Origin of the sequence: Croceicoccus mobilis (assembly GCF_001661965.1) — a bacterium.
GTDB classification, from domain to species: domain Bacteria; phylum Pseudomonadota; class Alphaproteobacteria; order Sphingomonadales; family Sphingomonadaceae; genus Croceicoccus; species Croceicoccus mobilis.
In genome coordinates, this window is record NZ_LYWZ01000024.1 from 68,103 (window position 1) to 90,744 (window position 22,642).

18 protein-coding genes, 2 pseudogenes and 2 riboswitches are annotated in these 22,642 nt (G+C 60.3%); of the genes and pseudogenes, 8 read left to right on the forward strand and 12 right to left on the reverse strand.

Features of this window, described 5'->3' with window-relative positions; all coding sequences use genetic code 11:
• Positions 1 to 44: 44 nt before the first annotated feature.
• The 3 genes from A9D13_RS13945 to A9D13_RS13955 form a co-directional block, all read right to left on the reverse strand.
• Entirely contained in the window at positions 45 to 1,442 is a 1,398-nt protein-coding gene (locus A9D13_RS13945; RefSeq protein WP_066775045.1) for an FAD-binding oxidoreductase, read from the reverse strand.
• A gap of 54 nt (positions 1,443 to 1,496) precedes the next feature.
• Positions 1,497 to 2,726, reverse strand: coding sequence for a cytochrome P450 (locus A9D13_RS13950; protein ID WP_066774881.1), 1,230 nt, complete (start codon positions 2,724 to 2,726; stop codon positions 1,497 to 1,499).
• A gap of 74 nt (positions 2,727 to 2,800) precedes the next feature.
• Entirely contained in the window at positions 2,801 to 3,226 is a 426-nt protein-coding gene (locus A9D13_RS13955; protein WP_066774883.1) for an ester cyclase, read from the reverse strand.
• Between the two features lie 376 nt (positions 3,227 to 3,602).
• On the opposite strand from A9D13_RS13955, the gene A9D13_RS13960 reads away from it, so the two are divergent.
• Genes A9D13_RS13960 through A9D13_RS13970 form a run of 3 tightly spaced genes read left to right on the forward strand, consistent with a single transcriptional unit; the run spans position 3,603 to position 7,150 of the window.
• Complete coding sequence (locus A9D13_RS13960; RefSeq protein WP_066774888.1) at positions 3,603 to 5,891, forward strand: TonB-dependent receptor; 2,289 nt, start codon at positions 3,603 to 3,605, stop codon at positions 5,889 to 5,891.
• A 60-nt stretch (positions 5,892 to 5,951) separates the two neighbouring features.
• A complete protein-coding gene (locus tag A9D13_RS13965; protein WP_066774890.1) occupies positions 5,952 to 6,383 on the forward strand; it encodes an ester cyclase in 432 nt (143 codons plus the stop codon).
• The gene (locus A9D13_RS13970; RefSeq protein WP_066774893.1) at positions 6,380 to 7,150 is read left to right on the forward strand and encodes an SDR family NAD(P)-dependent oxidoreductase; all 771 of its coding nucleotides are present in this window, start codon (positions 6,380 to 6,382) and stop codon (positions 7,148 to 7,150) included. The genes A9D13_RS13965 and A9D13_RS13970 overlap by 4 nt, the downstream gene beginning before the upstream one ends.
• A gap of 9 nt (positions 7,151 to 7,159) precedes the next feature.
• On the opposite strand, the gene A9D13_RS13975 is transcribed toward A9D13_RS13970, so the two are convergent.
• Together A9D13_RS13975 and A9D13_RS21435 are read right to left on the reverse strand one after the other, a co-directional pair.
• Positions 7,160 to 8,212, reverse strand: a complete 1,053-nt coding sequence (locus A9D13_RS13975; protein ID WP_066774901.1) for an AraC family transcriptional regulator — start codon at positions 8,210 to 8,212, stop codon at positions 7,160 to 7,162.
• Positions 8,213 to 8,322: 110 nt separating this feature from the next.
• Positions 8,323 to 8,571: pseudogene (locus A9D13_RS21435) on the reverse strand (Rieske 2Fe-2S domain-containing protein); the annotation flags it as partial.
• A 411-nt stretch (positions 8,572 to 8,982) separates the two neighbouring features.
• Between A9D13_RS21435 and A9D13_RS21300 the strand changes: the two are divergent.
• Positions 8,983 to 11,355: a TonB-dependent receptor gene (locus A9D13_RS21300; protein ID WP_066774904.1), complete on the forward strand. Its 2,373-nt coding sequence runs from the start codon at positions 8,983 to 8,985 to the stop codon at positions 11,353 to 11,355.
• Positions 11,356 to 11,368: 13 nt separating this feature from the next.
• On the forward strand, positions 11,369 to 12,592 hold the full coding sequence (locus A9D13_RS13985) for an MFS transporter (RefSeq protein WP_066774907.1): 1,224 nt from the start codon (positions 11,369 to 11,371) through the stop codon (positions 12,590 to 12,592).
• An 818-nt stretch (positions 12,593 to 13,410) separates the two neighbouring features.
• On the opposite strand, the pseudogene A9D13_RS20160 reads toward A9D13_RS13985, so the two are convergent.
• Positions 13,411 to 13,722, reverse strand: a pseudogene (locus A9D13_RS20160) (transposase).
• Between the two features lie 71 nt (positions 13,723 to 13,793).
• On the opposite strand from A9D13_RS20160, the gene A9D13_RS21155 reads away from it, so the two are divergent.
• Both A9D13_RS21155 and A9D13_RS14000 read left to right on the forward strand, forming a co-directional pair.
• Positions 13,794 to 14,252, forward strand: coding sequence for a HipA domain-containing protein (locus A9D13_RS21155; protein ID WP_373288781.1), 459 nt, complete (start codon positions 13,794 to 13,796; stop codon positions 14,250 to 14,252).
• Positions 14,253 to 14,982: 730 nt separating this feature from the next.
• Positions 14,983 to 15,486 (forward strand): hypothetical protein, encoded by a 504-nt coding sequence (locus tag A9D13_RS14000; RefSeq protein WP_066774914.1) that lies wholly within the window; start codon positions 14,983 to 14,985, stop codon positions 15,484 to 15,486.
• Positions 15,487 to 15,743: 257 nt separating this feature from the next.
• Here A9D13_RS14000 and A9D13_RS14005 read toward each other — a convergent pair whose 3' ends face one another.
• The 3 genes from A9D13_RS14005 to A9D13_RS14015 form a co-directional block, all read right to left on the reverse strand.
• Complete coding sequence (locus tag A9D13_RS14005) at positions 15,744 to 16,598, reverse strand: nucleotidyl transferase AbiEii/AbiGii toxin family protein (RefSeq protein ID WP_216635511.1); 855 nt, start codon at positions 16,596 to 16,598, stop codon at positions 15,744 to 15,746.
• Positions 16,599 to 16,605: 7 nt separating this feature from the next.
• On the reverse strand, positions 16,606 to 17,226 hold the full coding sequence (locus tag A9D13_RS14010; RefSeq protein ID WP_066774920.1) for a type IV toxin-antitoxin system AbiEi family antitoxin domain-containing protein: 621 nt from the start codon (positions 17,224 to 17,226) through the stop codon (positions 16,606 to 16,608).
• A 158-nt stretch (positions 17,227 to 17,384) separates the two neighbouring features.
• On the reverse strand, positions 17,385 to 18,056 hold the full coding sequence (locus A9D13_RS14015; RefSeq protein ID WP_066774922.1) for a thermonuclease family protein: 672 nt from the start codon (positions 18,054 to 18,056) through the stop codon (positions 17,385 to 17,387).
• 142 nt (positions 18,057 to 18,198) lie between these two features.
• Between A9D13_RS14015 and A9D13_RS14020 the strand changes: the two genes are divergently transcribed.
• Positions 18,199 to 19,218 carry a nuclease-related domain-containing protein gene (locus A9D13_RS14020; RefSeq protein WP_066774927.1) on the forward strand — a complete coding sequence of 340 codons (1,020 nt, stop codon included), beginning with the start codon at positions 18,199 to 18,201 and terminating at the stop codon, positions 19,216 to 19,218.
• A 162-nt stretch (positions 19,219 to 19,380) separates the two neighbouring features.
• Here A9D13_RS14020 and A9D13_RS14025 read toward each other — a convergent pair whose 3' ends face one another.
• From A9D13_RS14025 to A9D13_RS14035, 3 genes are read right to left on the reverse strand one after another with little or no spacing between them, the layout of a single operon-like run.
• The gene (locus A9D13_RS14025) at positions 19,381 to 20,685 is read right to left on the reverse strand and encodes a cobyrinic acid a,c-diamide synthase CobB (protein WP_066774930.1); all 1,305 of its coding nucleotides are present in this window, start codon (positions 20,683 to 20,685) and stop codon (positions 19,381 to 19,383) included.
• Complete coding sequence (gene cobO / locus A9D13_RS14030) at positions 20,682 to 21,296, reverse strand: cob(I)yrinic acid a,c-diamide adenosyltransferase (RefSeq protein WP_066774934.1); 615 nt, start codon at positions 21,294 to 21,296, stop codon at positions 20,682 to 20,684. The genes A9D13_RS14025 and cobO overlap by 4 nt, the downstream gene beginning before the upstream one ends.
• Positions 21,293 to 21,892: a hypothetical protein gene (locus A9D13_RS14035; protein ID WP_066775049.1), complete on the reverse strand. Its 600-nt coding sequence runs from the start codon at positions 21,890 to 21,892 to the stop codon at positions 21,293 to 21,295. The genes cobO and A9D13_RS14035 overlap by 4 nt, the downstream gene beginning before the upstream one ends.
• A gap of 194 nt (positions 21,893 to 22,086) precedes the next feature.
• Positions 22,087 to 22,295, reverse strand: a riboswitch (cobalamin riboswitch).
• A 72-nt stretch (positions 22,296 to 22,367) separates the two neighbouring features.
• A riboswitch (cobalamin riboswitch) is annotated at positions 22,368 to 22,558 on the forward strand.
• Positions 22,559 to 22,642: the final 84 nt, after the last annotated feature.

Genomic DNA, 22,642 nt, shown 5'->3' on the forward strand with positions numbered 1-22,642 from the left:
CGTTACTGGCCGCCCAGTCTTTGCCGGTGCGACCGTAAATTCGTCTATCTAGCGTTGATCGTCAGCACCTTGCCGGGGTTGAGGATGCGCTGCGGATCGAACAGATCCTTCAACTGGCGCATGACCGCCAGTTCCTCGGCATTGCGGCTGATCGGCAGCCACGGTTTCTTTTCCAGCCCGATACCGTGTTCGGCAGAAACCGATCCGCCGATTGCGCCCAGCGGGCGATAGACGCATTCCTCGACCGCGTGCCTGTCGTCCGGGCCGCCCGCACCGATCGCGATGTGAAGATTGCCATCGCCGACATGCCCTAGGAACGCGATCTTTCCGTCGGGAAATGTCTGGGCCAAATCTGCGCGCACGCGTTTCATGTACGCCTCCATCTCGCCAACCGTAAGGCTGACGTCAAATGCATAGAACGGAGTGAAATCGCTGACCACATGTTCGAGCGTTTCGCGGATCGCCCAGATGTCGGCGCGCTGCTGTTCCGAAGCGGCAATGATGGCATCCGACACCAGCCCCGTTTCCATCGCTTCGGCCAACACGCTTTCGAATATGTTGGCATCGCGGGTGGAATCGGCACCCTGGCTTTCGATAATGACATAATAGGGGCTACGCTTTGCAAAGGGAGAGCGCAGACGTCCTTCACTGGTATTGACTCCGAAGAAATCGCTGTCGATCAGTTCGAACGCGCTCAGCTGGCCGCCAAGTCCGGCATCCACCTTCCTCAGCAGGCTGGCGACGGCAGACATGGTTTGCACCGCAACGATCGCGGTGTTGCAACTGACCGGCATTTCGCGCAGTCGCAGCACCAGCCGAGTGATCACGCCCAATGTTCCTTCCGAACCGATGAACAATTGCTTGAGGTCATAGCCGGTGTTATTCTTGAGCATCGAGTTCATCGAAGACACGATACGCCCGTCGGCCAGCACCACTTCGAGGCCAAGCACCTGTTCGCGCATCATGCCATAGCGCAGCACGCGCATTCCGCCCGCATTGGTCGAGGCATTGCCGCCAAGCTGGCATGAACCGCGACCGCCAAGATCGAGCGGGAAGCACAGGCCTTGCTTCTCGACCGTTTCCTGAAAATTCTGAAGGATGACGCCCGCTTGGACGATTGCCGAACGGTTTTCACCATCGATCCGCTCGATCGCGTTCATCCGCTCCATCGAAAGGATGATTTCGCCCGGGCGCGTTTGCGTTGCACGGACCCAGCCCGATACACCGCCATGGACGACCACCGGCTGTTGCCGCGCATTGCACAGCGAAAGTATGGCTGCCACCTGTTCGGTCGTGCTCGGGCGGACCAGCAGGTCGGCCCTGATGCCGTCCATGAAATAGCCGGGTTCTCGTTCGCGCAGGTCCGCGCCGGAAATGACGCTGCCCGGTCCGGCAATGTCCAGCAGTTCGGCTTCGCCGATCCGTGCGCGTGTGTCCGTCATGCCCATGACACCGGCCTCGCGTCGATCAAGCGGGGGCGGAAATGATCGAACGGATCAGCCACGGATCTTGAACCGGACGGGCAGGCCCTTGGGACCGCGTGCGAAATAGCTTTCCATCCATTTCGGCTCGCCAGTCAGCGGTTCGAGCACTTCGAACCGCTCCAGCAGCGTCTCGATGGCAAGGCGCGCCTCCATTCTGGACAGATAGAAGCCAAGGCAGAAATGCGGCCCTTGACCGAATGACATCATCTCCTTGGGCTTACGGTCCAGTTCGAATTGCTCGGCGTTGTCATACTTGCGGTCGTCGTGATTTGCGGCGCCAAGCAATGGCATGACAAGCGTGTTGGCCGGGATCGTGACACCGTGCATCTCGACCGCGCGCGTCGTGTGGCGGAACAGCATCTGAACCGGCCCGTCATAGCGCAGCATTTCCTCGACGAACGGGCCGATCAGCTCCGGATCGGCGCGCAGCTTTTCCTGAATATTGCCGATCCGCTTCATGTGGGTAAAGCTGATGCCGAGCAGGTTGGTGGTCGTCTCTACCCCGCCGATCAGCAGCAGGATCGCCATGTTGAGCACTTCGCTGCGGGTCAGCTTCTGGCCATCGACCTCTGCCTGGATGAACCCGCTGATCAGATCTTCGCCCGGATTGGCGGAGCGCTGGTCAAACACCTTTTCGAAATAGGCGCGAATATCCTTCGATGCCTCGGCGATGCCATCGAGCCGGTCCTGATCATAGGCCGCGCGATTGCCGGCCGAGAGCAGGGCATCGACCCAGTGCTTGAAATCCTCGCGCTGGGCAAGATCCACGCCCAGCACATCGGCAATGACCGTGACAGGGAAAAGGGCGGTGAATTCCCAGACGAAATCGAACTCGCCCTCATCGCCGTGGCGATCGACGATATCGTCGATCAGCTCGTTTGCGACGCGGCGGATCTTGTCGCCCATCTTGTTGACCTTGCCCGGCACGAACGCCTTGTTGGCAAGGCGTCGGATGCGCACATGGCCCGGCGGATCGAGCGAGATCATCGGCGCGACCTCTGGTACCGGATCGTATTCGCCGAGTAATTCGGGCCAGAACTGCGCGGAGGAGAAGGTCTTGCCATCCTGTAGCACGGCCATCACGTCATCCCAGCGCGAGATGACATAGCCGTTCATCGATTCAACGTAGTGGACCGGCGCGATTTCCCGCAGTTGCGCATAATGCGGATAGGGGTGATCGGTCACCTTTGAGTCTAGCGGATCGTAAGTGACCTTTTCGGTGGTGGCCGTTTCTGGTGTCATGGCTGCTGTTCCGTTCTAAATATCATTCGCAGGGCAGGATTGTTCGCGCATACGATTGTTGGCGGACACGCCGATCAATGTTCGACCGGCGGAACCGCGCCAAGCTGGCCATAGACCGCCACCGCGTCCCAGATGCTGCGTTCGAGGATGATCAGCCCGTCGCTGTTCCAGCCCATCGTCGTCATGCCGCGTGTCTTGGTGACTTTCCCGGCTGCCGGAACGCCTAGGAAATCGCTCGCATGCTTCGTTTCCCAGGTCCACTGGAAATGGCCGAGCCGGTCGTCGCCAACATAATCGAAAACGTCGAACTTGTTATAGCTGACTGATTCGTCGGTGTTCTGGAAATTGTCGAAGAACTGTCGTAAGGCGTTCTTGTCGTTTTCGATCCGCAGACCGAAGTTTACATCTTCGAACAGGAATTGCGGACTATAGAGCTTCATCAGCTCGTCCGTTCCTTCCTTGAACAGATTGATCCAGTATTGTGCCCAGGACCTGTGCATATTCCTCTCCTGCGAATGCCAATCTCGACGCGACGGGCTTTCTTGCTGCGTATCACGCAGGTTTCGGGCGGCTCTTGCCAGCCTCGAAATCCTTCCGTTCCTTATACGCGCCGTCAGCCACTTGCGATAACTTGCTGCGCCAGAACGTGACCGTTTGTGCCAATATCTCTTCGAATGCCAGAGCGCATCACCTCCTAGAGCGCGCGAAATCGCGAATTTGCGTTGCATTGCAGCATGAAATTATGTCTCACAGCGTCATGTGTTGGCGCGAAATGGTATTTCAATTTACCACCGCAATGGGCAGCAATCAGGACAAGAGAGCCCGAAATCGCCAAAAGATTGGGCCCGATATCGAGGATAAATTGGGAGGGGTTCGATGAAGACCACGAATATCCATTACGTTTCCGCACTCGCCGTCGCGACCGCACTGGCCATTCCGGCCCAGGCACAGGATCAATCGACCGCGCAAGCTGCGAACGATGCCGACGGGCGGAACAGCGAAATCGTCGTGACCGCGACCAAGCGCAACGAAAGCCTGACCGATGTGCCCATCGCGGTTCAGGTGTTTACCGACCAGGCCATTGCCGATCGCGGTATCACGCGCCCTGCCGATTTCCTGTCCACCACCCCCAATGTCACCTTTATCGAGGACAATGCGGGCGAGGCCTATATCAATATCCGCGGTCAGACATCGGTCCGCAATTCCGATCCGAACGTCGCCATCGTGATCGACGGCGTGACCTTGTCGAGCGTGAAGCCGTTCAACCAGGACCTGTTTGCGATCGAACAGATCGAAGTGCTCAAAGGGCCGCAAAGCGCGCTCTATGGTCGCAACGCCGCGGCGGGCGCTATCGTGATCAGCACCAAGAAACCATCCGACGTGCTGGAAGGCACCTTCGTTGGTGCGGTCGGCAACTGGGATACCTATCGGGCCAGTGCAAACCTGACCGGCCCCATCACCGAAACGCTGGGCTTTGCCATAGCCGGATCGTTCCGCGACACCGATGGCCCGTTCACCAACACCGTAACCGGCGAAAAGGTTCACCGCAGCCGCAACGTGGCGGGGCGCGGGCGTCTTTTATTCGACAATAGCGAGGGGCTGACTATCGATCTCAAGGTCGGCGGACACGATGCAAAGGGCGGAGGGAGCGCATATAACGCCCAGATCGCCGGGTCCGGCATTGGCGGCCTTCCCGCTGACCCGCCCGTGCTCGATGCGAATTTCGCCGAACAGGATTTCATCTCGAACGTTCGCGGCCAGTTCGATGAAAACTTCTGGGATGCAACGCTGAAGATCGATTACGAGACCGATTTCGCGACCTTCACCTCGATCAGCGCCTATAATCGGCTGGACCAGTATTTCGGCAGCGATTCTCCACCTTATATTCCCGATACCGGGGATGCGGCCGCCACGATTCAGCAATACACCTATCTCGACAAGAATTACTCGCAGGAAGTTCGCCTGACATCGCCAGGCGACCAGCGGCTTCGTTGGCAGGCGGGGTTCTATTACCTTCGCTTTACCCGCGACCAGACGAGCAATATCCTTGTCGATGCCGACGGCACCCTGCCGGGAAATCCGCGCATGCTGCGCGAGGCGGGCAATACCTATCCCTCTCTGTCCTATTCGAACCCTTATTATAAAACGACCAGCTATGCGCCGTTTGCAAGCGTGGAGGTCGACATCACCGACGCGCTGGAACTGCGCTTAGCCGGTCGATACGATACGGAAAAACGCTCGATCCGCGAAAACGCCTCGCCCGACATCAACCCTTTGACGGGCGCAAGTTACAACAATTGCGTGGCGCTCACCGGCCGGGATTTTGCCGATTGTACCGATTCAAAGACTTTCAAGCAGTTCGAGCCAAAAGCCAGCCTGACCTATGAAATCTCGCCCGATGCAAGCCTTTATGCAAGCTATGGCAAAGGCTTCAAATCGGGCGGCTTCAACCCCATCGGTGCGCGTGCCGCCCTGCGCGCGGCGGCTGTCGGGGCCGGGCTGGACCCCGATGGCGTCTACGTCGAGGATCTTTACGACAAGGAAGTTTCAGAATCGTATGAAATCGGTCTCAAGTCCCAGCTTTTCGATCGCCGGCTGTCGCTGAACCTGGCTGCGTTCCACACCGATATTTCAGGCGCGCAGCAATTTGAATTCTATCCCACGGTGGGTCTTCAGACCACCATCAGCATCGACAAGGTGCGCGTGCGCGGCGTGGACGTCGATTTCAACCTGAACCTCGACAGCGGAACCCATATCTATGGCGGCGCGGGCTATATCGATGGCAAGATAAAGCAGTTTGACGGCAACCCGTCCTTTGTCGGCAATGTCGCCCCCGGCGCCTTTGAATATACGCTTTCGCTAGGCGTGGCTCAGGATATCGCGCTGACCGATACGCTGGAACTGGTGCCGCGGGTCGAATATAATCGCTATGGCCCGATCTGGTGGGATGTCGCCAACACCCCGGGCACCCGCCGCGACCCGCTCGACCTTCTGAAGGCGCGGCTCAGCCTGCGCAGTGACACGGGGTGGGAAGTTTCGGCCTTTGCCGACAACATCACCAACGAGAAATATTTTCAGGAAGTGGTTCCACTGCTCGGCTTCTTCACCGTCAACTATCGCGGTCCGACCCGGTCGTATGGAGTCGAGGCTCGTTACAGCTTCTAGGGCTCAACCTCGGGAGCGGGCTCTGACCCGCTCCAACCCCCCTGTTGTTAAAGGCTGATCATGAACCTTGCCTGGGAGCAGGACTGGCTCGAACAGTTCGACAATCGCCTCGACCGTCTGATGGAAAACTATCCTGACACGTTCGAGTATGAAGACATCAATTTTGGCGTGCGGATCATCAATGACCGAAACCGGCTTCGGCGATGGTTTGCCGCGTTCGAAAATGCCGATCCCGATGCCTCGGTCCATCGGTTTCGTGCAACCCGCTATCACGGCGATGAGCGGGGCGGCACGCTGGAATGGGAGTGGGAGATCGAGCATCGCACCGACTTCCTCGGCCTGCCGGCTGCCGGGCACCGCACCTGTATCGCGGGGCTGACGATCCATGCCTTCGATAAAGGCCTGATCGTGCTGGAACGTAGCCTCTGGGATGCGGGCGCAATGATGCGGCAACTGGGTCTTCAGGCCCCGGCAGAGGCGGATTTCCAATGAATTTCTCACTTGAAGGCAAAGTCGCCATCGTCACCGGTGCGGCGTCGGGCATAGGCGAGGCGATATCGCGCCGGTTGCGCGGGGCAGGGGCCAGGGTATTCGACGCCGATCTGAATGCGCCGCCGCAGATGGGTAATGCCGAAACCCATGATTTTCGCCGCACCGATTGTTCGCAACCCGAAGAACTTGCGGCGCTGTGCCAGATGTGCGTGGATCGGTTTGGACAGCTGGATATCATGGTCAATAATGCCGGGATCGCCGATGCAGCGCCCCTCCACGAATGGGATGCCGCGCGATCCGAACGATTCTGGCGGCTCCATGTGCTGGGCGTGCAAAGCGCCACGCGCGAGGCGGCGGCGCGAATGACGCCGGGCGGTGCCATCGTCAATTTCTCGTCCATCACCGCCATGCGCGGTTTCGTAACATGGGGCGAATATGCGGCAACGAAGGCGGGGATCATCTCGCTGACGCAGACCGCCGCGATGGAATATGGCCCCGCTGGCCTGCGCGTGAATTGCGTGGCACCCGGCATCATCGAAACGCCGATGGCCATGGCCGAAGCGCCTGACATGGTTGAACGCAATGCGCGCATATTTGCCCCATTGGGCCGCATCGGTCAGCCGGAAGAGGCCGCGGCGGCGGTCCATTTCCTGGCCAGCCCGGATGCAAGTTATATCACCGGACAGGTTCTTCTGGTCGACGGCGGATGGTCGGTTGGGCCATCGATCGCGGGGCTTGAAATGGCTGCGGGCGCAACGCCGCAATAGGCGGCCAGTTCAATCGCCGTGGCCGGTAGGATCGCCGTCTTCGGCAGGATGGGCCGTTTCGCGCACATTGACCCGTTCGCGCCATTCGCTTGGGCGTTCGCCGGTCCAGCGCATGAACGCGCGCGAAAAAGAGCTATTGCTCGAAAAGCCCAGCAGGAATGCGATTTCCTCGCTGGTCAGTTCTGGCCGTCGCAAATAATCGAATGACAGGCTTTCGCGCAGTCGTTCGAGCACATCCTGAAATGTCGTGCCTTCATCGCCAAGGCGGCGGAGCAATGTCCGTTCGGTAATGCCCAGCAGGATTGCGGTTTTCTGCCGACTGGGAAAACCGCGCGGCAACTGGCCCAGCAACGCTTGCCGCACCATGGACGAAAACCGTTGAGTCTGGCGCTTGTCGATGTGATTGGCGGCCATCTCGTCAAGGACATGCGCCAGTTCCTCATTCGCAGAGGGAATGTTCTGGTCTATCGCCTTGTTCGAATAGATGATCTCGTTGCGCGGCTGATCGAAGACGATCGGGCAATGGAACACATCGCCATAAGGCTGCGGATCTCCCGGCGCGCGATGTTGCAGATGGACGGCAAGCGGCACGACTTCGGCACCGACAATCCATTCGCACAGATGATGAAACCCGGCCAGGATCGTATCGATGGTGTGATAAACGGGGCGTTCGCCCAAGGGTTTGAGTTCGACCGAAAGCGAAACGCCATCCTCCACTGTTTGGAAGCGCACGATGGCGGCATCGGAAATGATGCGGGAATATCGGGCAAAACGTTCGCCGGCGCGGCGAAGGGTCTCGCTGCAACTCATCGCATAGCCTACGACATGGAAGGTGGACGGCCGCACATGGCGCGCCACCTTCAGCCCGAAGACCGGATCGGCCGTGGCCTTGCTGGCCGCTATCCAGAGTGCGGTGACCTGTTCCTGAGAGTAACGATAGGTAAGATCGCCGATTTTCGATGCATCCATCCCGATCTTGCGACACAATGAGTCAGCATCGATGTTCGCGTCCTCGATGGATTTGATGATCGCCAGAACCCAGGACGATAGACCGGTTTGCATGTGCAACCCTTACCACCGTTACTGGCAAACTCAAACCTGTCGGGGTGCCGCTGTCCGGGATAGCCGCGGACTTGGGCAATTGCCGGGAAACGTTCCTGATTGAGTTTGCGCACGCATCTGCCCTCTGTATCGAACCCCACGCCATGATTAGCGCAGCAGATGCGGCGACCGTTGAAGCTGACGTGACCTGCGCTGAGCGGCGTTGCACGGTGGCTGCACCGATCTTCCACCGCAGCGATCTTGTGCCGTTTTGATGCCCATCGCCGGGCGTGATGGCAACAGCCGTATAGGGGGCATGCTTTTCCTATGGTTTGCCGTTTGATCCTGCCTCGATTGCAAGCCTCGACGTGCCCGCCCAGCGCAGCGGTGCGGCAGTGCTCGATCGCTGACATGACCCGAAACATGTCAGCTGCCCGGCCTTTGCCTTCCATCAATTCCATGTGGCGGTCGAGCGGCTTGGTCACGGCATAGAACTTCCTCGTCGCGACCTTGGTGCGTCCCAGCAGAACCTGGATGGCACGAATATCAACATCCTGTTCGAGCAGATAGGTAACAAAGCTGTGGCGCAATGTGGGGGAGCTTATCACCCCGGCGATCTACGATACAAGCTGCGCTGGGATCGATAGAGGTTCATGACATACCGTGCCCGCAATATGGCACGAACGGACGCACCGTGACGCGCTATGCCATCGCACATTTCTTCGCGCCGCACTATCAGTCTACCCTCAATAGTCGTCCGACCACGAGACGGCACGGGGAGGAAATCAATAATGTCCAAAGATCTCTATGGTCTGCTCGCGGGCGTTGCGCTCGGCGTGTTCGGCGCGTCTGGCGTTGCCGTTGCGCAGGCAGCCGATGCCCCTGAAAAAGAGGCCGCGTCTGCGGCCGAAGGCGATCCGATCGTCGTTACCGCGCAGAAGCGCAGCCAGAGCGTGGACGACGTCGGCATGTCGATCCAGGCCTTCACCGGCGACTCGCTCAGGGATTCGGGCGTCGCCTCGGCCAGCGACCTGACGCAGGTGGTTGCCGGCTTCAATTTCAGCCGGTCCAATGCCAACACGCCGATCTACACCTTGCGCGGCGTGGGCTTCCAGACGCCGAACCTGTCGTCGACCAGCCCAGTCGGCATTTACGTGGACGAGGTTGCCTATGCCTTTCCCTACATGGGTAACGGTCCGCTGTTCGACATTGAACGGGTGGAGGTTCTGAAGGGTCCGCAGGGAACGCTCTACGGCCGCAACACCACCGGCGGACTCGTCAATTTCATCACCGCCAAGCCCGGCAACTTCCTTGAAGCGAAGCTGCGCGCCGAGGCGGGCAATTACGAGACCTATAATATCGAGGGTTTCGTGAACCTGCCGCTCTCGGATACGCTCGCCGTGCGTCTTGCCGGACGGGCCGAGAACCGGGACAAGGGATGGCAGCGCAGCCGCACGCGTGACGAGCGGCTCGGCAAGGTCGACCGTACGGGCCTGCGCGGATCGCTGGCATGGGAGCCGACATCGGCGTTGACGGTGGCGCTTTCCCTCTCCTGGTGGGACGACAACTCGGATACCGTCGCGCCGCAGGCGACCTCGCTCGATCTCGCTCGCCCGGCCTTCGCCATTCCAGGCATCGAAGACGCGGTGTTCGACGACGGGAACAGCCGCTTGGCCGACTGGGACGCCGCCGAGGACGGCAAGCCCGCGTTCCGCACCGATTCCCGCTTCGTTTCGGCGAAACTGCGCGTCGATTATGAATTTTCGCCCGACCTCACCTTGACCTCCCTCACGGGCTACCACGATCTGAAGCGGCGCGATTTCACCGACCTGGACGGCACCCCGTTCGAGATTCTTGCCTATCAATCGGACGGCGATATCGAGAGCTGGTCCGAGGAACTGCGCCTGTCCGGCGATTTCGACAGCGTCACCTGGATGCTCGGCGGCTTCTATGCGCGTGACCGGCTGACCGACAACCAGTTCGGCTATTACGATGAAAATTCGACCGTGCGCCTGCTGCGGTTCTTTGGCGGTACGATTCCGCAAACGACCTACACGCCGGAGGAGGTCGCGGGCGGCTTCCGCAACTTCCGCAATATCACTAACCAGTCCAACAAGTCCTGGTCCCTGCTTGCCAATGCCGAATGGGCGGTGACCGATCGCCTTAGCCTGGTCGGCGGTGCGCGCTACACCGAAGACACGATTCGCTTCTCGGGCTGTTCGCAGGACGCAGACGGCAACACGGTCCCGATCTGGAATACGGCCGTCGCCGCGCTGACCGGCTCGAATACCAATGTGCAGCCGAACGAGTGTCTGACTTACAGCGCCGATTTCTCGGACAACGTGCTGGCGCGCAAGAAGCTCGCGCAGAACAATGTATCCTGGCGGGCAGGGGTCAATTTCGAACCCGATCCCGACGCGCTGCTCTACGCGACCGTTTCGCGCGGATACAAGTCGGGCGCGTTTCCGGTTCTTCCCGCCAACGTGGAAACGCAGTTCGAACCGGCGGTGCAGGAACGGCTCACGGCATATGAGATTGGCGCGAAACTCTCCCCGGTAGACTTCCTGCGCTTCAACGCGAGTGGCTTTTTCTACCAGTATAAGGACAAGCAACTGTTCGGTGACGTCGAGGATCCGGTGTTCACAACGCTGTCACGCATCGTCAATGTCCCCAAGTCCGAAGTCTACGGCGCGGAACTGGAAGCATTCGTGCAGGCGACCAACGAGCTGCGGCTGCAGACGAGCGCAACCTATGTGCACAGCGAGATCACCGAGTTCGTGGGCATCAATCGACTTGGCAATCTGGAGGACTTTGCGGGAAATGAATTTCCCAATACGCCAAACTGGCAAGTCAACGGCCAGCTCGCCTATGACGGGCGGATCAGCCCTGCGGTGGGGCTGAAAGCCGTCCTCAGCGCAAGCTATCAGGGGGCGGCCGAAGGCGCCGTGGGAGCCGGGCAGGAATTCCGCATCGATCCATACACACTCGTCAACGGCACGGTGTCGACGACGCTGATGGAAGACCGGCTGGAACTGGGGCTGTTCGGCCGCAACGTGCTGAACGAGAAATACTATACCACCGTCGACACAGTGATCGACACGATCTTCAGCGTGCCCGGCATGCCGCGCACCTACGGTCTGTACATCGAATACCGATTTGATTGACGGGAAGTCTCCTTTGGGTGGCCGGCGGCTGCTCCCCGGCGTGTATAGCGCCGAGTTTGCCGACAACCGCGGCATCCTCGGCGCGGCCTTCCTGGGGCTCACCGCCAGCATGCCGGCCACCATGTTCTACAGCATGGGAGCCTTCATGGGCCCGCTGGAGGCCGAGTTCGGGTGGCCGCGCGACTCGCTCTCCTTCGCGGTCACTCTTCTGACGATCGGGCTGTTCCTCTCCGGTCCAGTTGCCGGCCGTCTCAGCGATAGTTTCGGTGCTGCACGGATCGCGGCGGGCAGCACGCTCCTTTATGGAATCATGCTGATCGGGCTGGGTTTTTACCTCCAGAGCCTGGTCCAGCTCTGGATCGCTTATTTCGTGATCGCGGTGGTCGGTGTCGGGTCGACACCCATTGTCATGGTTCGTCCGGTCGCTGGCGCGTTTGACAAGCACCGGGGGCTGGCCATCGGCATCGCGCTCACTGGCGCAGGCATTTCCGGCTTCTGGGTACCGCTTGCCGCAACCGGGCTGATCGAGCTAGGCGGCTGGCGCACGGCCTTTGCGGGCCTCGGGCTCAGCGCCTGTGTTATCGCGCCGCTGGTCTATCTCGGCTTTCGCGGGGCGGAAAGCGATCGCGGTGATCGGCGGGAGACCGCCTCCACCGGCATGAGCTTTGGCGAAGCGGCGTGCACCATGCAGTTCTGGGCGCTGTCCACCATGGCGGCATTTATGGCGCTCGGCGTTGCGGGGCTGGTCGTGCATTTCGTTCCGATGTTCCGCGAAATGGGTGCCGCCCCCTACAAGGCCGCAGGTCTCGCTTCGCTGATCGGAATATCCAGCGTTGCCGGGCGGATTGCCGTGGGCTGGCTGCTGGACCGCATCCCAGCCACACTGGTTTCCTTTACCATCCTCGCTCTTGCGGCCGCCGGGGCCCTGTTGCTTTACGGATTCGGCCTGCAATTCGCGGTGGTCGCGGTGCTGCTCCTCGGTCTCGCTGCTGGCGCGGAAATCGATCTCATCGCCTTCCTGTGCGCCCGGCTGTTCGGCCAGCGCGCCTACGGAGCGATCTACGGCTGGCACTACAGCGTGTTCGCACTGGGCTATGGGTTCAGCCCGCTTTTGGCCGGGCGCGGGCGCGAGCTGACCGGATCTTACGACCTGACTTTGGTCCTGAGCGGGTTCGCCATTCTCGCTGCCGCCTTCCTTGCGCCGCTTGCGGGCCGCCGCGTCGCCGTGACGGGCTGAGGGCGCTCAGCGGGCACGGCAAGGCGGGCCGTCGCGGACGACGCGGCGTACGAACACCAGCTGGCCGACGATGTCGCGCCGCTGATCGTCTCGCTGATGGGCGCGGATGAGTATGACGCTTCAGATCAACGGCGCAAGGTGGGGACAGGACAGCGCTCTGATATCCGCTGTCAACACTCAGTGCGCGTGGCATCATCCGTTCGGCAAAGAGCGGTGCGTGTGCATCCGCACACAGGTGGAGGTGGGGCCTGAGAGACGTCGGTGATCAAGCTCTGATACGGGGGTTGGTTACCGCATTCCCGATTATGCGTCCGGGGCTGATCCGATCTTATGCGTTGGAGGATCAGGAACGGCAAGTTCCAGTCGTGCTCGCCCATGGCGGCGCGATTGAGTTGGTGGCCGACCGGGGAGGCGACCCGTTCTACCGTCGAATACATGGGGCAACCGTTCGATAGAACACTTTCACGACACGCGTCCAATCGACTTTTGGCAGCCGATGTGCAGGTGCAATCTTGTAGGCTCAGGATCTGTAATTGCAAGACGCTGGCGGTGTTGATCCCTTGAGGGCTTAAAGGATCTGTCCGCACTGACCGAGCCGGAAGCTGGCCGTGCTTTATCGGGTCTCACAGAGGCGAGCGTTGCATTGACTCGAAGCGGGCTTGTTAGCCCATCCAGTAACCTTTGCATATCGTTCGGCCCTGCGTTCCCTCGCAGGACACCGCGCTCGGATCAACTATGATGCTTCACCGCGGAAAAATGAGTTCTACCCTACCTCATGCATGGAACAAAGTGCGCGTCGCGCAGCATAGCGTGCATGATCACTGCGAGGCGGCGTGCAAGAAGGTCTCGCGGCTGCGGGTGAGGATCGAGTTGGCCGCTTCGTAGAGCAGCTTGCGAACGGTCCCGTCACCTTGCTTGGTGATTCGGCCCGTCCAGTTGAGTTCGCCCGATTGGTAGCGCCTGGGCACCAGGCCGAATTAGGCGCCGGCATTGCGCGATTGTCGGAAGCGGGCTGTCTCATCCACCGCAGCGGCAAAGGCGGCGGATGTCTGCACACCAACACCTGGGATGGTCATGAGGATCGCGCAGGCGTGTGACTGGCTTGCGATGACGCGCATGCGGCGATCCATTTCCTTGATCTGCTCGACCAATTCAGCACGTACAGCCAGCAGAGAAGCGATGGCGGGCCGGTGTTCCGGGACTGCTTCGATCTCGTCAAGCGCGCCGGGACAGATCCCGAGACGGAAATTCTCAAGCTGATCGATGCCGCGCTCTCATTCTCGTCATTGGCAATGCCGACGCACATGCCAAGAACTTCAGCCTGTTGCGCGGAGACAGCGGTGAGGTGGTGCTTGCGCCGCTCTACGATCTGGTCTCGACGGTGGTCTGGCCGGAGCTGTCGAACAGGTTCGCGATGAAATATGGAGGTGCCAGAACGCTCGAAGCCATGTCGGCCGGAAGCTTCGAGCGCTTCGCAGCCGATGCAGGCGTCGATTACGAGATGGTCAGGGTGCGCGGATTATCGCTTTGCGAGCGTATCATGCACGGTCTAGAGATGGGTTTAGACACGCCAGGTCTGACCGATCGCTCGGCTGTTTCGGCTCTGGCGACCCTCTTCCACTACCGTGCTGGCAGAATATCCTTGAAGCTCGCCGGGTGACTCAGGGAGCGTGCTGTAAGCGACGATAACGGCAAAGCGTTGCTTGTCGGCGACAGGGTGAACAGTTAAAGCTCCGGATATGTCGCGCTACACGATCCATAAGAGCCGTGGCGTTGCCGCGGGGATGGGAAGCAGACCCCTATCCGAAACCGCGCGCATTCGGAAATATGGTCGGATCCGCGGACTCGATGAGCCGAGCCTGTTCAGCCGATTACGATCGATGCTTAGCGTCGAGCTTTTCCGCTAGGATCCAGCCAGATCCAGACTTGCTTCGGTATGTCCAGAAGCCGGGAGCGGCTTTGGTCGCCCAAGCCGATCAATTCTCGCGACGCGTTGATAGCTCAACCCGGTCGAGCGAAATTCAGAGTCTCCTCGCTGCCGCTTGCTTGGCGATCACCGGACCTGCCCAATACGCTACCGCGCACCTGAAGCCATCGCTGTTTCCGCTCGGCTGACAGGCCGACGATACGCGGATGCTGGGCTTCAAACGTCGAGCCATGCATACTGCGCCACCGGTGACACTTTACCGAGGCAGCCGAAAAGCCATGCAGCCGCGCCGACCTGAATTCGGGTGTGATCATTCGCGACATCCATCGGTTTAGTTCAGCCGGTAACACGGTCGATCGCGTTGCCGCAGGCAAAGTGTCACGGATGACAAAGTGCGCATGCAGATGGCGACCAGCGCATTTGCGGGATTCACAAGCGATTCGATCCGTGTCAGATTCACCTTATGTACTCGCCCGCTCTATCCGAACGGCCCGATATCGGCTCGATCCTGCACGCGCTTGCGCATTCTTCGCGCAGGCCTCGCTACGCCTTCATGGTGCTGGGCCTTATCGCAGAGGCAGCGCGGCCCGACGGGCGGGCAGGGCCATGGGTGGCCGGCGCTGACGGCGTACCCCAGCCTCTGCGCGAATGGGTGGCAGGCAAGCTCGTTCCGCTAGCTGCGTATGATCGCCGCCGGGCGACCTTGAGGCGAAAGGTGGAAGAGCGCCTTGGTCCCCGCGCTAGTGATAAAATGCTTGTCGCAGCTGCGCTCGAAGAGGAAGCGCTGGCAGTCGGTAAGGCGAATGTCAGCCGTGCCGTATCCGATCTGGTCAAGGCTGGTTTCGTCCGGCGCTATTATGCAGGACGGGTCCGAGGCCACCAGAACAGGGGAGGGGGGCGTCATGCGGTCTATATCGTCGCTCCCCCGGTGCTGAACGCTATGCGCTCGCGGCCAACGCTGGTCTAAAGAGCTGGATCCACCGAAGGGGATCGCTAGCCGGAAGGGACGGCCACTCGTTCAAGCGTAGATGTCGCGAATAAAAAAGCCCGGCACGTCATGCGCCGGGCTTGAAAGTTTGGGAGAGGATGCCTGAAAGGCAGATCCTATATGCTTTCGCAGTTGCAATATCGCAAGTGCGAAAAGCGCATGGAGGATTGCCAAATACGGTTGAGCGCGCTCACCCGCAAGCGCCTCTCGTGAATAGATCTAATGGGTCGCTCGGTTTAAGATTTTTTGGCCAAAAGCCTTTCGCAGGATGGACCGACAAGCCCCCACACTGCGTCCAGAACTGCATCCAGATCGATACCTTTAAGTTCGATCGATGCGGCATAGGCGCGCCATTGGCGCTGCTTTGCCTCGTCCTCCAACATGTCGCTCGACAGTCCGGGCGGTCTGGAGGAGGGGATAGCTGTGCCGCGCCTGTCAAAGGTTGCGAGGATCGCGGCGTCGAGGTCGTCTGGAGTGATGTCCAGGCTTCTCGGAATGGCCCAAAGATCGTAGTAATCTTTCATTCGCCCGTTCAGCACACCGAGTGCGACCATAGCCTGGAATTTTTCGGCAATGACGGTCGCTGGCGGATAGACGCGTATGTAAGGGGCAGGAAAGTCCAGCAGCGTTGGATAATCGATCCTTTGGCTGGCATCCGCCATCGCATCGCCAAAGCCGATGTCGATCGTCACCGGGATCCGGGTGCGTTCCAGATAGGCGGCCGTTTTTAGCCTGATGCCGCCATATTCCATTTCCTCGCGGATTGCCCTCGCATCAAGCGCGTCGATGTCAAACTGCAGGCCATCTTCGCATTCGATCATCATGATCGCGCGAAAGTCGGCGATCAGCCCGTCAGGGTCGGTAGTGCCTTGGCCTAGAAAGTCGGCATCCCGCGTGACCCGGTTATCATCGTCGATCCACGCGGTGACGAGCATTCCGCCCTTGAGCACGAAGCGTTCCTTGTGATCCGAGATCGACAGTCGAAAGAGCAGGCGCTCGAGTGCAAAGCGGACCAGCAGGACGTCGAAGACGCGACCTTCCTTGCGGGCAATATTGAGCAGCCGGTCCTTGACGGATTTGGCAATGTTCACGGGAGACTTAGCCATTGGAGGTGAGGGCCTCGAGATATGGTCGCATGGTTTTCCATACTCCGCCGTCCTTGGCGCCTTCTGCGATCGCACCGGGCGTTGCCTTGCGTTGTTCGAGGGCCGTCCGCAGCCCTTCGACTGCGACCGAACGATCGACCAGCTTGGGATTGCGGAATGCGTCGGCCAGCGTCTTGGGAATCGAGTAGATCGGTACATCGACCCCGGCGATCGCATGATGTTCGATGCCGTGGCGCAGATAGCGGTCCGTGAGGCGGACAATGCGCAGCGGCGGATAGGATTGCACCGGCGACCAGTCGCTTGGGCCGATCGCCATCCAGATTTTACGCGGCATCTGATCCGTCAGCCCGTGAAAGGCGAGGGCGGAAGTGAGGGCGATCACCCCCTTGGGAACACGCGCCGCTGCCTCGGCCAGAATATGATGTTCTTCCATGTCTGCCTCGCTGCGCTGGTATACGCCGCGAGAAACCCGTTCAATCTCGCCATTTTCCACCGCACGCGCGATCGTTTGCGGACCAATGCCCGCTGCGCGCAGCTCGCCAGCCCGCATGATCGTACGGTTAGCGAATAGATCGCGAAGCTTGGCCCGTTGGGGCACTGGCGCTGCAAGCATGTGACAATTCCTATAGTGGAAGTACATATTATCAGAGGATTTGTCACATGTCATCCGGTAGCAGGACGTCCGGAGCCAACCTGCAGAATTGCACGAGAGGGATAAATGACGGAACCGATGACGACGGCGAAGTCGCCCTTGCCTCTGGCCCAGTATTCTCAGCGTCCGCGATACGGTTCGCACGCAACACCGTCATTGTCGCCGTCCATCTCCGGGCGATAGCCGGGCTGGCCGCGATACATGGGCGCATAGCCTGCAGCGCGCGCTTCACGGCAGTTCCGGAAATAAACCTCGTCCCTGGGAGAAGTCGGGACGATGGTGGGCATCGGCCCTTTGGTACGTCGCAGCGCTTGAGGCAGCGCCTTTTGCGGGTGTGCTGCGCGATAATCGGCAGGTTGCTCAAACTCCGACGCCCAAATGCCAATCTGCTGGGCCTTGGCTGCCTGTTCGTCGGAAACATATGCTCGGCTATATTGAGGCAGGGCGACGGCCAGTCCGGCTTGTACCATGCGCTGTCCTAGATCGACCCTGTCGACAGAGCAAATGGCGACGGATCTGCCGTACTGGTCAGTGCCCATTTGCCTGCAATTCACGGTGCCCCTTGCGACTAGTTCCGAAAGGACAGCCCCTGCCTCTTCGCCGCAACGCCAGCGCTCACCGCTGCGAATGCACTCCTGGTCCCGTTCAACAGCATCAATACCATGCAGACGAACGTATGATCCGTTAAAGGCCAGCGTATCCCCATCGACGACGCGAGGGTTTCCGAACAGCATCTGGGCCTGCGCCGATGCTGGAAGGAGGAGTGCCGCGAGGATCAAGAATTTTTGCATGACGTCCCCATATCATCAGACAGTCAGTAACGAGTTAAAACTCGGCAATCTTCAACGCTCACAATATCCGTATCGAAAGGGTAATTGCATAATACAGGTCAATATCGGCAAATTCTCATCAGGGTAAAATGCCTGGGGTCGCATGATTTTCAAAGACGCAGACGATCGTTCGGGTGATCTGGCCGAGTTGGAACGACTGGCGGACGAGTTGCCTCATGCGGATCGTGCCGCTGTAATTCGGCAGATCAAGGCCATCCGGTCGGGCATCGCGGGCGAACGGGACGCGGCGCATTTCATCAATCGTGAATTCGGGCACAGCGAACGGCTCGCGCTCATCCACGACCTGCGCTTTGAAACCGATGACAGCTTCGCGCAAATCGATCACCTGGTCATCCATCGCTTCCAGGCGAAGGCATGGGTGCTGGAGACGAAGAACTATAGCGACCGCCTGGTCTGCGACGAACACGGCGATTGGACTGTCTGGCTCAATGGCAAGCCTCGCCCGATTGCGTCCCCCATCAACCAGGCCCGTCGCCGGTGCATCGCGCTCCGGAAGCTGTTGGACCGGATCGGCGGAAAGGCAATCCGCGGGATCCAGCCCGTCGTCCTCATTTCTCCGACGTCGAGCATCGACCGGCGCCACATGCCTGAAGACATTAGCATAGTGAAATCGGACAACTTTGCGGCTTGGTGGAATGCGGAGGCCGAGAAAATCGGCTTCGGACACGCTTTCGGACTAGCCGGACGACACCTGTTGGGGGGCTACTCACAGGAAGCCTTCACCAGTCTATGCGAAGCCCTGGTCGCAGCCCACGTTCTCGCCAGAACTGACTGGCGGGCCAGGCTCAACATTGCCGCATCGGAGCCGCAAACTACCGCACATTCAGCGGCTCCAGTCTCATCTCCCAGCAGCAAGGCAATAGCTGGCGAGATCCAGACTTCTTTGGGTTGGTTGAAGCTAAGCCAGATCCCTGATGGGCGATTTGCGCTACGCAACGAAAAGCGTGAGGAGTTGATCGTAGTGGTCAAAGATGTCTGCCGTGGTCAGGCGCAATGGGTTGGCCGATATGGCAACTGGCTGATCGACGAGCACCGGGTGGCGGACATAATAGGATCGATCGAGCAGCGTGCCAACTCGACGGAGAATTCTACCAGAGGCTGACGTGTTGGTGCCAAGGCCCAAAGGGCCTCTGACGCCGACATAGCGGTCATACACGAATTAATTTCCGCTTCTTGTGAGCGGACACTCATTCATGTTGCCAAACGGATCGCTGCTCAGCATCACTGCAGCTATCCCACTTAGAACGCGGAATTACCGTCGGGCCTAGAAAAGCATTGCTGTAGCTTCCGGAGCGGACCGGAAATAGAAATGCACATAGCTGGCCAGCAGGGAACCGCAACGGAACACGGCCTCGTCCCTGCCGCCATTTGGATTGCGTGACCGGCAGAGCGGTATCAGACCGGTTTCGATCCGCGAATAATGAAAGCTGTGGCCACGCAATACACCTGTTCGCAGATTGATTTCCTGCAAACCGAGCCCTCCCAGTCGATTTTGCATGATCACCTGCGCAGGCAGCAGCCCCAGCATTGGAAAAACGCCGTCCGACGTTTCCAACCGCTCCGAGCAGACCATCATGCCGCCGCATTCGGCCAGCAGGGGCTTGCCCATTGCATGATGGCGCCGGATACTCCGCTGCCACTTACCGTCAGCAGCCAACATGTCCGGATGCAGTTCCGGATAGCCGCCTGGCAGCCAAAGTGCGTCGCATTCGGGCAAATCTTCTCCCGCAAGGGGAGAGAAAAAGCGCAGCTGGGCGCCCAATTCGCGCAGAACGGCCAGGTTATCGACATAAATAAACGCAAAACAGGCATCGCGGGCGATGGCGATGCGTCGCCCTTGCAGCAGCGGCGGCAGGGGGCCGGGGGCGTTGCTGGGTGCGTTGCTGGGCGCGGGGGCGGGGAAGGCGACGGGCGGAGGCAGGGCCAGCGCATCGTCGGGCAAGGCGGCGGCGCAGGCCGCGATGCGTGCGTCCAGATCCGCGATCTCTGCCGCCATCAATAGTCCCAGATGGCGTTCGGGCAGCGCGAAACCCGCATCGCGCGGCAAGGCGCCAAGCCAGCGAACGGGCGCACGCACGCTGTCGCGCAGCATTTCGGCGTGGCGTTCGCCTGCCACGCGATTGGCGATTACGCTGTCGACCGCAACGTCCTGCCGGTAGTCCGCCAGCCCGTGGACCAGCGCGCCGAAGCTTTGTGCCATGGCCGAACCGTCGATCACGGCTAGCACCGGCAGGCCGAACCGCGCGGCGATATCGGCGCCGGAAGGATCACCGTCAAACAGGCCCATCACCCCTTCGACAAGAATGATGTCGGCGTCCTGCGCGGCATCGTGCAGCAGGCGGCGGCAATGGTTATCACCCACCATGAACAGGTCGAGCTGGTGGACCGGATGGCCGCTTGCCCGTTCAAGGATCATCGGGTCGAGGAAGTCGGGCCCGCATTTGAACACGCGCACCCGCCGCCCCGCATCGCGGTGACGGCGGGCGAGAGCGGCGGTCACGCTCGTCTTTCCTTGCCCCGATGCAGGTGCGGCGACCAGCAGGGCGGGGCAATGCGCCGCTGCACTCACAGATCGATGCCCTGCTGTGCGCGGATACCGGCGCGAAAGGCGTGTTTCACGTCGCGGATCGCGCTGACCGTGTCGGCAGCTGCGATAAAATCGTCATGCGCGGCGCGGCCGGTGATCACCACATGTTGCATCGGCGGACGTGCCGCGATCGCGGGCATGATCTCTTCCAATGAGAGATAGCGATAGGTAACGAGATAGGTCAGCTCGTCCAGCACGACGAGGTGGATGGACGGATCGGCCAGAGCCTCTTTCGCCTTTTCCCAACCGGCGCGGGCGGCGGCGATGTCGCGGTCGCGGTCCTGCGTTTCCCATGTGAACCCTTCGCCGCAGCGTTCCCAGCGCATGTTCGGGTCGCGCGCGAAAAAGGCGCGCTCGCCCACTTCCTCCTTGCCCTTGATGAACTGGAATACTGCCGCCTTGTGGCCATAGCCCAAAGTGCGCGCCACCATGCCGAAAGCCGACGACGACTTACCCTTGCCATTGCCGGTAATCACCAGCAGGAGGCCCTTGTCCTGCGTGGCGGCGGCGATCCTTTTATCGACCGCAACCTTGTGCTGGCGCGTGCGTTCGCGGTGGCGGGCATTGATGGCGTCGTTGTCGCTGCCGATCATCGGCTGCTGTCCGGCACTGTACGTCCGGTCAGCCGCTCCACTGCAATATGGACGATCGCCGCCATGCCCGCCCAGGTGAGCGTCGCGGCCAGCGTGCCGGGGAAATAGCGTTCGATGCGCGGCAGGAAACCTGCCAGCGAGGCGTCGGGGAAATGCCCGCTGAATGCATAGAAACCGCCGCTGGAAAACAGGCTCGACACGAAGGTCGCGCCGCACAGCACGGCGATCAGCGCGGGCAGGGTCGCCGGTTTCATGCCCAACCGCGCCGCGCCGAACCTGCCCGCCAGCCACATCACGCCATAGGCAGGCAGAAGCATCCAATATGCGATGGTAAAGCAAAAGTCCGAACCGCCCATCACATAGATCGTGACCACATCGATCACGAAACCCAGCGCGAACAGCGCGGCAAAGGCAAGACGCGAGCGGAGGTAAAATCCCGCCACGAAAAAGCTGGCGAGGCTGGTTTCGGGAAGGTGGATATATTCGGACAGCGAATACGGGCGGGTGGCCAGCATCACCACGGCCAGCACGGCGAAAAGAACGGCATCGAATTGCCGGATATTCAGGCGCTTTCCTGCGAGCGAAACGGCGGTCATCATTGATCTCCTGCATGGGGTACAACGATGCGTTGCCCGCCGCGCAAAGCGGCGGGACAGGCGCGGCGTATGGCCGCGGCAGCCGAAATGATCTGCGAGTGCCGAATGATGCGGCCCTCCCTTTTCAACGCACACACAAGTGTCGTCCACCAAGGGGGTCGGGCCCTCGTTCGACCGGTACATCCCGCCCGGGCGAAGAACGACGGCAACGGGCCGGTTTCCTGACTTACCGGTTCAACGCATTTCCGCCGCCTTCTCGGAAGAAAACAATCCTTCCAATGGCTTGTGGCGGAACGCTCACCAGTCACAGTTGCGGGAGCAGTGCCGGATTCGCAGATGTAGCAACCTGCGCGCCGGACTTCCCGATTAAGCCCTTGCGGGCACCCGTTACATTCTTGTCGATAGGGGTCATCCGCCGATCATGCAAGCGACCATCTAGCCACAAGCGGCTTGCCATATGTTTCGCAGGCCATTATCCGCCCCGCCAGCGACAGGTTCCCCGCAAGGGGATCAAAAGGGAACGCGGTTCAAGACCGCGGCTGCCCCTGCAACTGTAAGCGGAGAGCCATCGGCCATCATGCCATTGGGGCGATCATCGCCCCGAGAAGGCGGCCGGACCGGCATCGACCCGCGAGCCAGGAGACCTGCCTGACGCTGTCGTTCTTCGTCCGGACAGGGTGTGCCGGCCGAACGGGGAAGTCCCTCGTGAAACGACAGAAACTGCCTCGTGCGGCGCGTGCCGGACGGGAC

Excerpts from the sequence above, each read along its gene's own strand:
- A9D13_RS13945 (WP_066775045.1), bottom strand. The coding sequence starts at position 1,442 with ATGACGGACACACGCGCACGGATCGGCGAAGCCGAACTGCTGGACATT.
- A9D13_RS13950 (WP_066774881.1), bottom strand. The coding sequence starts at position 2,726 with ATGACACCAGAAACGGCCACCACCGAAAAGGTCACTTACGATCCGCTA.
- A9D13_RS13955 (WP_066774883.1), bottom strand. The coding sequence starts at position 3,226 with ATGCACAGGTCCTGGGCACAATACTGGATCAATCTGTTCAAGGAAGGA.
- A9D13_RS13960 (WP_066774888.1), top strand. The coding sequence starts at position 3,603 with ATGAAGACCACGAATATCCATTACGTTTCCGCACTCGCCGTCGCGACC.
- A9D13_RS13965 (WP_066774890.1), top strand. The coding sequence starts at position 5,952 with ATGAACCTTGCCTGGGAGCAGGACTGGCTCGAACAGTTCGACAATCGC.
- A9D13_RS13970 (WP_066774893.1), top strand. The coding sequence starts at position 6,380 with ATGAATTTCTCACTTGAAGGCAAAGTCGCCATCGTCACCGGTGCGGCG.
- A9D13_RS13975 (WP_066774901.1), bottom strand. The coding sequence starts at position 8,212 with ATGCAAACCGGTCTATCGTCCTGGGTTCTGGCGATCATCAAATCCATC.
- A9D13_RS21300 (WP_066774904.1), top strand. The coding sequence starts at position 8,983 with ATGTCCAAAGATCTCTATGGTCTGCTCGCGGGCGTTGCGCTCGGCGTG.
- A9D13_RS14000 (WP_066774914.1), top strand. The coding sequence starts at position 14,983 with ATGTACTCGCCCGCTCTATCCGAACGGCCCGATATCGGCTCGATCCTG.
- A9D13_RS14010 (WP_066774920.1), bottom strand. The coding sequence starts at position 17,226 with ATGCTTGCAGCGCCAGTGCCCCAACGGGCCAAGCTTCGCGATCTATTC.
- A9D13_RS14015 (WP_066774922.1), bottom strand. The coding sequence starts at position 18,056 with ATGCAAAAATTCTTGATCCTCGCGGCACTCCTCCTTCCAGCATCGGCG.
- A9D13_RS14020 (WP_066774927.1), top strand. The coding sequence starts at position 18,199 with ATGATTTTCAAAGACGCAGACGATCGTTCGGGTGATCTGGCCGAGTTG.
- cobO (WP_066774934.1), bottom strand. The coding sequence starts at position 21,296 with ATGATCGGCAGCGACAACGACGCCATCAATGCCCGCCACCGCGAACGC.
- A9D13_RS14035 (WP_066775049.1), bottom strand. The coding sequence starts at position 21,892 with ATGACCGCCGTTTCGCTCGCAGGAAAGCGCCTGAATATCCGGCAATTC.